The sequence below is a fragment of the Desulfonema magnum genome (assembly GCF_017377395.1).
Taxonomy (GTDB): Bacteria; Desulfobacterota; Desulfobacteria; order Desulfobacterales; family 4be13; genus Desulfonema_C; species Desulfonema_C magnum.
The window spans coordinates 4,456,585-4,469,399 of the sequence record NZ_CP061800.1 but is presented as its reverse complement, the minus strand read 5'-3'; the positions used below and the strand labels follow the sequence as shown (position 1 = coordinate 4,469,399).

The following is a 12,815-nucleotide window of genomic DNA, read 5'->3' as shown; positions in this document are numbered from 1 at the left end:
AGGCATATTCCTTTATGCAGATTGCGACATACAGGTTTGACAGGCTTGAATTTTCAGGCTCACTCGGAGATCTGGGGACACTCATTCCTCTGTCTGTCTCACTGATACTTCTTACCGGTCTGGGGGTCACGCCGGTATTTCTGATGGTAGGACTTTTTTATATCTTCAGCGGATTATATTTCAAACTTCCCATTCCTGTCCAGCCTTTGAAAGTCGTATCTGCCATTGCCATTGCATTTCCTGATAAAATTTCCCTGCCTGTTATCGCAGCCTCGGGTATTCTTTTCGGTGTCATATTGCTGTTCCTGGCCTTCACCGGTCTGATAGACTGGCTTGCAAAATTTTTCACAAAGCCGATTATGAGAGGAATTCAGTTAGGTCTCGGGTTTATTCTTATGAACAAGGGAATCGGTTTTATCCTCAGAACAGAGTTTTTTATTCAGCAGCCCGGTTCCATGTTTTCTTTCGGAGGAATATCACTGAATCTTGTTCTCGGAATTATCGGGACGCTGCTCACGCTGTTATTGTTGTCAAGCAAACGGTTTCCCGCGGCCCTTGTACTGGTGACAGCAGGATTTGTGATTGGCATCCTGTTCGGAGGACTGAACAATATGACCCTGAGACCGGGGCCCACATCAGTTCAGTTTTACATGCCTTCGGGAAGTGATTTTATCACGGCTTTTATTCTCCTGGTAATTCCGCAGATTCCGCTGACACTGGGAAATGCGGTTATGGGAACAGCAGACACCTGTTATACGCTTTTTGGTAAGAATGATCTGACAAACAAAGCCACATACCGGGCATTTGGCGTAAGCATGGGCCTGATGAACATGGTCACAGGCATGATTGCAGGGATGCCCATGTGTCACGGGGCAGGCGGACTGGCCGCGCATTACCGCTTTGGTGCCAGGACCGGCGGAGCAAACATCATGATCGGCCTTGTTTTCCTGATCATTGCCCTGATATTTGGTAAAATCGGCATATCATTCCTTTCAGCCATCCCCAATGCGGTTCTGGGAATTCTTCTTCTTTTTGCAGGACTTGAACTTGCTCTGATGATAAAAGATGTCACTGAAAAGAATGATCTTTTCTTATCATTCCTTATCGCGGGCATCGGCTTTGCAACAACCAATATGGGAATAGCCTTTTTTCTCGGCATTATCATTGCATATCTGATGAAGTGGAAGAATATACAACTTTGAGAATTAAAAATTCTCAAAAGGAGATTGACTCATGGAAAAAACCCGGCAGAAAAAAACCTTATTGCATGATGATGGAAAAACGTATTACACCAAAGCCACTGAACGAAAAGTTTTTTTTGTCATGACACTCATTATGCTGGTATGGGGTATCCTTTCAAAATTAGGTCTGCTTTAAATGTAGGGTGGGTGGAGCGAAGCGGAACCCACCGCACTACATTTTTACATTTCTGACAACGAATGACGAATATTTTTTCCTAACACCTAACACCTAACACCTGACACCTGACACCTGACACCTGACACCTGACATCTGACACCTGACACCTAACACTTTCATATAAAGGTGAACATATGCTGCAAAAGAAAAAATCTATTCTTGTTTTTTATTTTGAGACCCTGACACAGATACTCGGACACCCCCGAGAATTTTTCATGAAACTTCCGCAGGAAGCGGATTGGAAACGATCTGTGGGGTTTCTTTTTGTTTCAAGTCTGTTTTTCACAGGTGCCAGTCTGATAAGCAATATGCCTCCGAATCCGCTTTTTCTGGGCAGTGTATTCTTTATCAACGCGATGGGTATGACTTTTATTACGGCCGGCACTGCTTACATGATCATGATTATGAGCCTGGGAAAACGCGTGACGTTTACCCGCTTTCTGAGTGTATATGCTTTCTCCTCAGGGGTGACGCTCCTGGCGTCATGGCTTCCTTTTTTTGTCTGGCTCACCGAACCATGGAAATGGTGGCTCATCGGAACAGGCATGACAAAAAGCTTCGATCTCAGATGGGGGCAGGCTGTTCTTATTATCGGTGTGTCCTTACTGTCTGTGATGTTCTTCTTCTGGTCTTTATTACCTATAATTTCTTCCTGACCCTATTGACTTCATCCATTCTTTTCTGTAGGTTTTAACAAAAAATTATCCGGAGTGCCAAACTTGCAGTTTGGCAGGATATGCCGGGTTCCGGACTTCGGAAAGATTGCTAACCTGTAAGCTTGGCACTCCGGAGCAACAAATATTTTTTTAAAACCTATACAAATTTTCAGAAAAAATAAAAAAAAGCAATTCATTAAGGCTTTTTTGCGCCTTTTTTATGTTTTGTTCCCGTGCTTCGCGTGGGAATGCCTCAGAAACGCTTCGCGTCCCGTATAGCGGACGGAATCAGGACGCGAAGCGTCCCCGCTGCATTCCCACGCAAAGCGTGGGAACGAGATCAACGAGATCAACAAGATCAATCAGGACGCGAAGCGTCCCCGCTGCATTCCCACGCAAAGCGTGGGAACGAGATCAAACGAGATCAACGAGATCAACGAGACCGGGCGGGGGAACGAGATCATTTCAGAAACAGATATATAGGAGCCAATTGTAAACACAGGAAAAATGAACACAACCATTCTCTTTGTGGATGATGAAAACAGTGTCAGAAAAGCGGTTCAGATGATACTGAAAGATAAATATCAGGTTATTACATCAGGACTGGGGGCGGAAGCGCTGAAACTTTTTCACCAGGAAAAGCCGGAACTGACATTGCTTGATATCGGTCTTCCGGATATGAACGGCATTGATGTCTTAAGGGCATTAAAAGATAAAGCCCCTGATACCATTGTCATCATGCTCACTGCTGTTGACGAAGTGAAAACCATTGTTGAAGCAGTAAAGCGCGGGGCCTATGACTATCTTGTCAAGCCCATTGATGCCCAGGAACTTCGCCTCACCATTGAAAACGCTCTCGAAAATAAGTGTCTGAAAGATCAGCTTCGTGCAATACAGCAGCCGCGTATTGAAGGCATTGCTCAAAAATGAATATACCCGCACGCCCTCTCGGATCCTCTTCAGAGAGTGTCACCGTGCGGGTAAGTTATTTGTTGGAATATTTCTTAAAATCTCAGAGCACTTGACACCTGATATTTCTTTTATGATAAATAAAACAACGATTCAGAACACAAAACAATGATGAAACAACGATTCGGAAAACAGAACAATACATTCAGAATCGCGCTCATGTCAGTTCTTTTGGCAGGCGCATGTATTCTCACCTATTATTTTCATAGTATTCTTAAAACTGGCACGGTCTTTACTCATCTGTTTTATTTCCCGATTATTTTAGCTTCCCTCTGGTGGAAGCGAAAAGGTCTGTTTGTGGCTCTGTTTTTAGGCATCATATTCCTTTCCGGCAACCTGATTTTCACATCAGATTCGCTCGGCGCGGATGATTATTTCCGTTCGCTGATTTTTATTAGTATTTCTCTGCTTGTCAGCGGATTGAGCGAACAAATTGAAAAATCAGAAAAAATCTTACAAGAGCAGGCAAATGCGCTTACTGTGCGGGTGAAAGCACTGGATTGCCTCTATGGGATCAGCAAGCTTTGGGAAAACCCGGACATTTCCTTTGAAGTGTTTCTTCAGAAGGCCGTATCACTCATTCCTCTGGCCTGGCAGTATCCGCGGATATCTTGCGCACGGATAAGCGTCAGCACCCATGAATACAAAACTGAAAATTTTCAAGAAACGCCTTGGAAAAAAACCACTGACATCATGGCTTCCGGCAGCCGAATCGGAATTTTGGAAGTCTTTTACCCGGAGTCAGCGCCGGAAGAAGAGGAGGGCATCTTTCTCAATGAGGAACGCAGGCTGCTCAACGCAATTGCCAGACGACTGGGAAGGGCCATTGAGCATGAGCAGGCAAAAGCATTACTGAAACAGGAAAGAGACGCATTTTCATCTGTTCTTGAAGAAAGTCCTTACGGGATTGTCCTTATTGACGAAACTGACCAATATCTTTATATCAATCCTGAATTCAATAAGATAACAGGATATACTTTGGAAGACATACCCTCAAGAAAACAATGGTTTGAAAAAGCCTATCCGAATCCGGATGTCAGGGCGGAAATAACAGAACTTTGGAAAAAAGATCGAAACCGAAAAAGAGGGGAACATGAATTCAGCATTGTCTGCAAGGATGGCGTCATAAAAGATATCTATATGAGGGCAATCTGGTTAGATAACGGCAGGGTGTTTATCACATTACAGGATATTACTTATCAAAAGCAGTCTCAGGCCAAGATAGAGCATCTTGTTGCTGTGCTTGACGCGATTCGCAATGTGAACCAGCTGATCACCAGGGAAAAGAACAGCGAGAAGCTGCTTAACGGTGCGTGCAATAACCTGACAAAAAACCGGGGCTACCGCAATGCCTGGATTGCGCTTTCTGATAATGCCGGCGGATTTCCAACATTTGCAGAAGACGGTCTGGGTGATGATTTTCTGCTGATGAAAGAACGCTTAACCCATGGGAATCCGCCTCGTTGTGCGCAGCTTTCGCTGAATCAGTCAGATATTGTGATCACCGAAAATCCCTCAGCCTGCCCGGACTGTCCTCTTTCCAACATCAGTCCCGAAGCCATGGGGACCATGACCATCCGGCTGGCTTTTCAGAAAAAAGTGTATGGCTTCTTAGTTGTATCCACGCCTCGGGAACTCCTGACAGATGATGAGGAAAAATTTTTGTTCAGAGAACTTGCTGAAGATATCGCTTATGCCCTGAACAGCATAGATCAGGAGGCAGAACGAAAACATATGGAGAGGATCCTGATGGAAAGTGACAGACGATGGCGTCTGCTGTTTAACAGCGCCAATGACGCGCTTATTGTCCACCGTCTGACTGAAAACGGAGCATTGAAAAATTTCATGGAAGCCAATGACCGCGCGTATGAAATGTTCGGATACACAAGAGAAGAATTTTTGTCTTTATCACATAATGACATCACCGCATCTGAATGTATGGAAAAACTTCCTGTTTTAATTAAAGATTTATTTACATACGGCCATATTCTGTTTGAAATCGTTCTCAGAACCAAATATAACAAAAAAATTCAGGCGGAGGTGAACGCCACACTTTTTGATTTCAGGGGACAGACAAGCGCGTTATCTGTTGTTCGGGATATAAGCGAACGGAAAAAACATGAAGCAGAATTAAAGCGTTATCAGAATCAGCTTGAAAAAAAGGTTAAAAAGCGCACATCCGAACTCACGCAAGCCATTGATCAGCTCCAAAAAGAAATTGCCGAACGCAGGGACATGGAAAAAGCCCTGAAAGCATCAGAAAAGAAGTACAGCATGCTGGTAAAAAACTCACCGGATATTATTTATCTTCTGGATGCCGAAGGAAATTTTGTCTTTGTTGGCGGGGCAGCGGAAAGCCTTCTTGAATTTACCTCGGACCAACTCATTGGTAAGCACTTCTCTTTTATTATCTGGCCCGAAGATCTGGAAAAATCACGCTGGTATGTGAATGAACGCAGAACAGGAGAACGGGCTTCAAAAAGAGCGGAAGTCCGCTTTATAACTAAAACCGGGTATATTATCGCGGAACTGAATGCCGTTGGAATATATGATAAGGCTGTTTCGGAAAAAAACAAGACATTTATGGGGACTTATGGGGTGGCAAGAGATGTCACCCTGCGTAAAAAAGCTGAGGAAGCGCTTCGGGAAAGTGAGGAACGGTTCAGAACGCTTGTGGAAAATGCTCCGATTGGTCTGTGCATATCAAGCTCTGGTGGAATTGTTGAATATTACAATCCCAAATTTGTGGAAATTTTCGGCTACACCACAGAGGATACGCCTGATTTCCGATCATGGCTTCAAAAGGCATATCCGGATAAAAAGTACAGAAAAAAAGTGATCTCTGCCTGGAAGAAAAATCTCAAGATCAAACACCATGTTCAGGCCGTTGTTTTCAAGGTTGTTTGTCAGGACGGACAGAATAAGACCATCAGTTTCAACTCCGTAAACTTGAAAAATGGAAAATATGTCATCACATTTGAAGATATAACGACTCAGGCAAAGGCCCGGCAACGAATTCAGAAAGGCAGGGCCATCTTCCAGGCAGCTCTGGATGCTATTTCAGATCCGCTGATGATGCTTGATCAGGACATGTCGGTGCAGATGTTAAACCATGCTGCCATAAAATATTATCAAATCTCCGAACTTAATAAAATTATCAAGCAGCCATGTTTTAAGTCGCTGAGGAGAGAAACAAACCTTTGCAGAGGCTGTAAAATTGCGTTGGTTGTACAAAAAGGCGAACACAAGTCTTTTGAACAAAAAAGTCTCATATATCCGGATAATTATGAACAGATTACCATATATCCGCTTCAGAAAGCGGAGGCCCACGGTATGACCGGGGCGATGGTGCGTATCAGCGACATCACAGAAAAACGAAAAACACAAGAGCAACTGATCCGGGCGGACCGTCTGTCGTCATTGGGGCAGCTCTCGGGCGGGATTGCCCATGAAATCAGAAACCCCCTCTCTGGCATCAGCCTGTTTTTGGATATATTATGCGATCCGAACAAATTTGACCGCACAGATCAGGAAGCAGAGATTCTTGAAGAAATCAGAGTGAATGTGAACAGGATATCCGAAATAATAAAACAGGTACTTAATTTTGCAAGATCGCCGATGGAATCCAAGGACCTGATCGTTATCAATGGTATTATTGATGAAATTCTGAAACTGTGGTTTGCAAAAATCCTGAAGTCAGACATTCATCTGGAAACGAATCTTGACCCGGAACTCCCACAGATCCTCGGTGACACGATACAATTGCAGCAGGTGATGAACAATTTAATTTTAAATGCTGTTGAGGCCATGGAAAACGGGGGAAAGCTTATTATTTCCACTTGCAGGGGAGCATCATCTGTCTATGAGAACCGTGAAGTGGTCTGTGTGAAAGTGGAAGATACAGGCTGCGGCCTTGATTCAAAAGACCTGGAAAATATTTTTAATCCTTTTTTTACGACCAAGTCCACAGGTACGGGCCTGGGGCTGCCCATATCTCATAACATCATTGAAAAACACGGCGGAATCATTTCTGTGATGAGCGAACACAACAGCGGAACCATTTTTACTGTTGAGATACCTGCTTATGTCGGATCTGAGCCGCCAGGCGTGGCTGAGAATTCGATGACAATATTATCATAAATATAACCATCTGATTTTAAATTAAGTTTATAAATTAACAGTTTTTTATACAGTCCTTTATTGATAATATTCTCATCGCTTCTGATCCGATACCTTTCAGCATGCCTTCTGACAGTTCTTTTCAACTACTTATAATTATTTAACTATTTTAAAAAATGTCCTCTTTTGTCTGACTTGGCACATATTATGCAGAATAAAAAGTACTGTCTGACCCCACTGATTCTGAGGGGACCGGCACAGCTTTGCAGAAACGAATACCCGACCAAATTAATTCTGACAGCTGAACTGAATGTCAGACCTCCGAGGTTTTCAAAACCTCGGAAGTGTTCGCCCGTCGGAATTTTTTTTGCCACAAAGGCACGAAGACACGAAGTTTCACAAAGTCTCTCTGTGGCTTTGTGGCTAATTTTTTTCGGGTGTGTAAAAGGTGGGACGCACCCAAAAAATCTGATCATCAAGTTATGGGAGAATAATTATGAATCGTATTCTGGTTATTGATGACGAGCCTTCCATCCGGAAAGCCCTTTCAATGGGACTCGCATTTGAGGGATATGAGGTGGATGTGGCTCAGGATGGAAGCAATGGTATTCTTTTCGGACATCAGAAAGATTATGATGTTCTGATTGTTGATCTGTCTCTTCCTGACATAAACGGTCTTGAGGTGATACGGGAGATAAAACAAAAGGCTCCGGAAATCATCCCTATTATTATTACAGGAAATGGCAGCATTGAGAGTTCGGTCGAGGCGATCCATCTTGAAGTCAGTGATTATTTGGAGAAACCGCTTAGTTTTGAATCTGTAAAAAAATCAATCGTCAAGGGACTGGAAAAGCGGGAGCTAAAGCGAAAAAATATGCGTGAAAAACTTCAGCAGATGCTGGAAATATATATGACGAACCATTCAAACACAGTAAAAACTGAATCAGACACTTATGGTGAAGCAGATGAGCTTTCTGAGATCATTGCCACATTTGTCCATCAGATGAATAATCCCCTTATGTCCATCAGCGGAAGCGTGGATTTGCTGATGAATAAACTGAAAGACGAAGGGGCCGTGAGAGAATACCTCGCCAATATCCGGACAGCTACCCGGGAAATTGCAACCCTCAATAAAAAAATTATGAAACTGGGTCAGACCTACGAGGATGAAATTGAAAAATTGGAGATTCAGCGTCTTTTGAAAGGCTGTCTTGAAATATTCAATGATCTGCTGTTTGTGAAAGACATTTCAGTGAAAACAGATTTGAACTGTCTGGGGATATGTATCCGGGAGGACCGATACAAGTTTGAACAAATATTTAAAAATCTCATTCTGAACGCCATTGATTCCATGGACGGAATGCCGGAAAAAGAACTGACATTAAAGGCCGAAGTCGCTGAGGATATGTCTTTTATCTCAGTACATATTGAAGATACAGGCTGCGGAATTTCCTCGGAATTAAAGGATAAAATTTTTACACCGTATTTTACGAACAAAGAGAACGGTACGGGACTCGGGCTGCATGTGGTACAGAAAATGGCAAAAGAAATGAATTTTAATATCATCGTCCAAAGCCATGCTGTGAGAGGGAGCAGGTTTACCGTTCAAATTCCTGTTCCAAAATAACTTTTCTGGAATTGAGAATTAAGAATTGAAAAGTCGAAATGTTCGATTTTCAAGCTTAATTTTCAGCTTTATAATTTTTCTAATAATAACTAACAGATTTAATTACAGGGAAAGGAACTAATAATGTTTTGGGAAAAAATGGGCGTTGATAAAAAAATTTTTGGCGGCTTTGCAATTGCATTGATTTTAACGACAATTATCGGCGGGGTGAGTATCTGGCAGTTAGGCAATATCGGGAAGATTGTCCATCAGCTTGCCACACTGGAAATTCCTGAGACATCGGCTATTGTTGAGACTGAGCGGCTTATGTGGAAAACACATGTCCTGTCCCATGAATTCAAATATGAGCTGAATGAGCAAAGTAAAACAGAATGGGCTGAGTATCGTGATGCCATCAGAAAATCATTAGATAAGATCATACCGATCACCACGGCTCTGAAGCATGAGGATATTTTGAAAGCAGTTGGTGTTGCCAAACAGAATATGAATGAATATACGAAAATCGGAGAGGAATATGTGTCACTGGCTTTGGAGAACAAAGAAATAGAAAAACAGATGGAAGCAAACGGAACTGTCATTGAAAAACAGTGGACTGACTACATAAACGGCCAGAATAAAAAAATACAAAGGTCTGTTGAATATTGGGATATTGAAGATGTCGGAAAAAGAATTATCAAACTGAGGTTTGCTAACAATGCCAATGGGTTATACAATAAAATAAGGAGACATGAATATCAGTATATGATGCACCAGCGTTCGGAAGACGCGGCCGGACTGACTGACACCTCAGCGAAAATGGTTCAGATGGCAGATAAAACGTTCACTCTTTCCAAAGATCCCGATGATTTGAAAAGAGGGGTGTTGGTAAGGAAACACTCGGAAATCTACCTGAATTTGATGAAAAAATGGATAAAAAATAAGAAAAAACAGACAGATTTAGTCGAACATTTACACACACAGGCCATGTCAATCATCAACATGGCCTCGGAAACAACGACGCAGGCGGAAAAAACCGCGCGCAGCATCAGCATAAAAACTAAAAAACTTGTGTCTGATATAAGAAGATTTCTTGCAATGTTACTAATTACGACAATCATATCAGGCTGTTTATTTGCCTTTTTTATCACCCGGAGCATCACAATCCCTGTTAATCGCGTCATTAAATCTCTGAGCGATGGCGGTGAACAGGTCTCGTCAGCGTCCTCACAGGTCTCTTCCGCAAGCCGTTCCCTGGCCGAAAGGACATCGGAACAGGCCGCTTCCATTGAGGAAGCATCCTCATCTCTGACAGAAATATCTGTCATGACCCGGCAAAACGCCAATCATGCCGAGCAGGCAAACACAATTGTAAAAACATCTGTTCAGAATATCGAACAGGCAAAAGCTTTCATGACGCAACTGGTTCAATCCATGGAAAATATCTTTGAATCAGGCAAAAAAACATTTAAAATCATCAAAACAATTAATGAAATTGCCTTTCGGACCAATCTTCTGTCGCTTAACGCTGCCATAGAAGCTGCCAAAGCCAGTGACAGCGGAGCCGGATTCGCCGTGGTGGCCCAGGAGATACGGAATCTTTCTTTGCAGACAGCTGAGGCTGCCGAGGATACGGCGAACCTTATTAAAGGTACTATAAACAAACTTCATGATGGCTCCCGACTGGTTAATAAAACACATGAAGCTTTCAATCAGATGGCCGAAGGCACTGCCAGACTGCGTGAATTGGTACATGAAATTTCCGAAGCTTCCAATGATCAGGACTTGGCAATTGGACAGGTGAACCGGGCTGTGTCAGAGATAAACAAAGTGGTCCAGCAGAATGCTTCCGGGTCAGAGGAATCTGCCAGCGCATCAGAGGAGTTAAATGTACAGGCCGATCAGATGAAAACATTTGTAAAAGAACTGGCGGCCCTGGTGAGCGGAGGCAGGGAAGGGGCTGGCAATGGCAAAGAATCCATATCACGATCACAGAAAAGAAATAAGGTTGATTTCAAAACATATGCCATGACATTTAAGGGAAAAAATTCAGGAAGATCCGTTGTCCTGGAGGGACACCACCTGTCTTCCCTGTCCCAGAACAATTTTTTCAAGTCTGATTATAAAAAATAATCAGGAAATTTTTTTATTGCCAAAATGTAGGGTGGGTATTTATTTTTCATCCAGCACCTTCCGAATGGTATCAGCCACATCTCTCACGCAGACAGGCTTCATCATCAGCGAGCGAATCCCCAGGGCCTTAATTTTTTCTTCTGTGATCCTATGGCTGAATCCTGTGCAGATGATGATGGGAATGTCAGGCCGGATATTCAGAAGCTGTTCAGCCAGTTCATCCCCTGGCATCCGGGGCATTCCCATATCAGTAATAACAAGGTCAAATCTGTCCGGTTCCATACGGAACAACTCCAGCGCATCCGTACTGCTGTTCAGCGCTGTGATCTCATAACCGAGACGCTCCAAAGCATATGTCATCATCCCCGTGATCTGCTCTTCGTCATCCACAAACAAAATGCGCTCAGAGCCTCGTGGCAACGGGTCAGAACAAGCAGGTTCAGGCTCGGACACAGCCTTTACACTGATCACAGGTAGCCAGATATAAAATGCGGTCCCCTGCCCCGGGTCGCTGCGGACTTCGATCTCTCCGTCATGACTCATGACAATTCCGTGAACCACCGAAAGCCCCATACCGGTGCCTTTGCCCACTTCTTTGGTGGTGAAATACGGATCAAATATCCTTTCTATTATATGAGGCTCCATTCCGTGGCCCGTGTCTGTCACTGTCAGCCGGACATAGGTTCCGGAGTTTAATTTCATATCAGATAGTTTATCAACAGTCACTTGGGCCAGACGGATGGTGATGATGCCTTTTTCATCCGGCAGGGCATGATATGCGTTGGTACAGAGGTTCATGATTACCTGGCATATCTGGGCAGCGTTCCCTATAACGGAGCCTGTATTCATATCTATGTCCTCGCAGATTTCAACGGTCGCGGGAAGCGAGGCTCTCAACATGCTGACAGCCTCCTCTATGACAGTCTGAATCTTCATGGATCTATGTTGACTTTTATCATCTGTATGGCTGAAATTGAGAATCTGTCGGACCAGTTCCTTGGCGCGCAGGGCTGACGTAAAAATTTGTTTCAGGTCTTCATGAATCTGGCTGTGTTCCGGCGCGTCCTGCATGAGCAGCTGGGTATATCCGATGACGGGAAAAAGAACATTGTTGAACTCGTGGGCAATACCGCCCGCCAGTGTTCCGACGGCTTCCATCTTATGAGCGTGGCGAAGTTCGGCTTCCAGGCGAACCTGCTCGCTGATGTCAGTCACGGCCATGCGCCATATCTTCGGCGTGCTGGTTCCTGTTTGCGATACTGCACTCCCCAGCAACGCATGGAAAGGTGTGCCATCTGCTTTCTTCATTCTGATTTCACAGATCTGATGCGCCTTTGTTTCAAAAACCTTCATGCGATGGAAATAAAAAGCGTCCTGGCTTTCCCTGTGGATAAAATGGGTTATGGGCTGTCCGGTCAGGGTCCCCCTTTCCATTCCCAGCAAGGCGGCTCCGGTGAAATTTGTTTCCAGAATCTCCCCTTTTTCCCCGAGCGTGAAATATCCCGCAGGCGCGAGGTCGTACAGCTCATAATATTTGCGCTGAAGCGCTTCAAGGTTACAGTAAGCCTCTTCAAGCTTATTATGCTTATTCCGCAGTTCCTCATTCTGGATTTCCAATTCGATCTGATGGACATGCAGCTCGTGGACAAGATGCCGGATTTCCTCATCAGACAAATGGCGGATATCATGGTCAGAGAGTTCTTTTCGTTGACTGGCCTCTGTTTCCGCATGATTGCGCAGAGCGGAAGCGTCTGCGGATGTATCATTTTTTTTCATATTTCCCTCCTTGCCCCCTCCCTCAAAAAAACGGGGGGGGGGGGTAACATTTAATTTTTTAATACGTCTGTTCCTCAGTCAGTCAGACCTCCGAGGTTTTCAAAACCTCGGAGGTCTTGTCTGCGAGGCGGTCTTGTCTG

General features: G+C 44.0%; 8 protein-coding genes. 7 read left to right on the top strand and 1 reads right to left on the bottom strand.

Going from position 1 to position 12,815, the window contains the following annotated elements; all coding sequences use genetic code 11:
- Nucleotides 1–14 precede the first annotated feature (14 nt).
- The 7 genes from dnm_RS17080 to dnm_RS17050 all read left to right on the top strand — a co-directional run bounded on the left by dnm_RS17080 (nucleotide 15) and on the right by dnm_RS17050 (nucleotide 10,899).
- A complete protein-coding gene (locus dnm_RS17080; RefSeq protein WP_207678124.1) occupies nucleotides 15–1,202 on the top strand; it encodes a putative sulfate/molybdate transporter in 1,188 nt (395 codons plus the stop codon).
- Nucleotides 1,203–1,233: 31 nt separating this feature from the next.
- Nucleotides 1,234–1,377: a hypothetical protein gene (locus tag dnm_RS17075; protein ID WP_207678123.1), complete on the top strand. Its 144-nt coding sequence runs from the start codon at nucleotides 1,234–1,236 to the stop codon at nucleotides 1,375–1,377.
- 176 nt (nucleotides 1,378–1,553) lie between these two features.
- Entirely contained in the window at nucleotides 1,554–2,075 is a 522-nt protein-coding gene (locus dnm_RS17070) for a YIP1 family protein (protein WP_276571805.1), read from the top strand.
- A 507-nt stretch (nucleotides 2,076–2,582) separates the two neighbouring features.
- Nucleotides 2,583–3,005 (top strand): response regulator, encoded by a 423-nt coding sequence (locus tag dnm_RS17065; RefSeq protein WP_207678121.1) that lies wholly within the window; start codon nucleotides 2,583–2,585, stop codon nucleotides 3,003–3,005.
- A gap of 147 nt (nucleotides 3,006–3,152) precedes the next feature.
- Nucleotides 3,153–7,184, top strand: a complete 4,032-nt coding sequence (locus dnm_RS17060) for a PAS domain S-box protein (protein ID WP_207678120.1) — start codon at nucleotides 3,153–3,155, stop codon at nucleotides 7,182–7,184.
- Nucleotides 7,185–7,659: 475 nt separating this feature from the next.
- Entirely contained in the window at nucleotides 7,660–8,790 is a 1,131-nt protein-coding gene (locus dnm_RS17055) for a sensor histidine kinase (protein WP_207678119.1), read from the top strand.
- A gap of 123 nt (nucleotides 8,791–8,913) precedes the next feature.
- Nucleotides 8,914–10,899, top strand: a complete 1,986-nt coding sequence (locus dnm_RS17050) for a methyl-accepting chemotaxis protein (protein ID WP_207678118.1) — start codon at nucleotides 8,914–8,916, stop codon at nucleotides 10,897–10,899.
- A gap of 39 nt (nucleotides 10,900–10,938) precedes the next feature.
- On the opposite strand, the gene dnm_RS17045 is transcribed toward dnm_RS17050, so the two are convergent.
- A complete protein-coding gene (locus tag dnm_RS17045; RefSeq protein WP_207678117.1) occupies nucleotides 10,939–12,675 on the bottom strand; it encodes a hybrid sensor histidine kinase/response regulator in 1,737 nt (578 codons plus the stop codon).
- Nucleotides 12,676–12,815: the final 140 nt, after the last annotated feature.

Bases quoted from the DNA above. Each gene is read 5' to 3' on its own strand.
- dnm_RS17060 (WP_207678120.1), top strand. From the start codon at position 3,153: ATGATGAAACAACGATTCGGAAAACAGAACAATACATTCAGAATCGCG.
- dnm_RS17075 (WP_207678123.1), top strand. From the start codon at position 1,234: ATGGAAAAAACCCGGCAGAAAAAAACCTTATTGCATGATGATGGAAAA.
- dnm_RS17065 (WP_207678121.1), top strand. From the start codon at position 2,583: ATGAACACAACCATTCTCTTTGTGGATGATGAAAACAGTGTCAGAAAA.
- dnm_RS17050 (WP_207678118.1), top strand. From the start codon at position 8,914: ATGTTTTGGGAAAAAATGGGCGTTGATAAAAAAATTTTTGGCGGCTTT.
- dnm_RS17045 (WP_207678117.1), bottom strand. From the start codon at position 12,675: ATGAAAAAAAATGATACATCCGCAGACGCTTCCGCTCTGCGCAATCAT.
- dnm_RS17070 (WP_276571805.1), top strand. From the start codon at position 1,554: ATGCTGCAAAAGAAAAAATCTATTCTTGTTTTTTATTTTGAGACCCTG.
- dnm_RS17080 (WP_207678124.1), top strand. From the start codon at position 15: ATGCAGATTGCGACATACAGGTTTGACAGGCTTGAATTTTCAGGCTCA.
- dnm_RS17055 (WP_207678119.1), top strand. From the start codon at position 7,660: ATGAATCGTATTCTGGTTATTGATGACGAGCCTTCCATCCGGAAAGCC.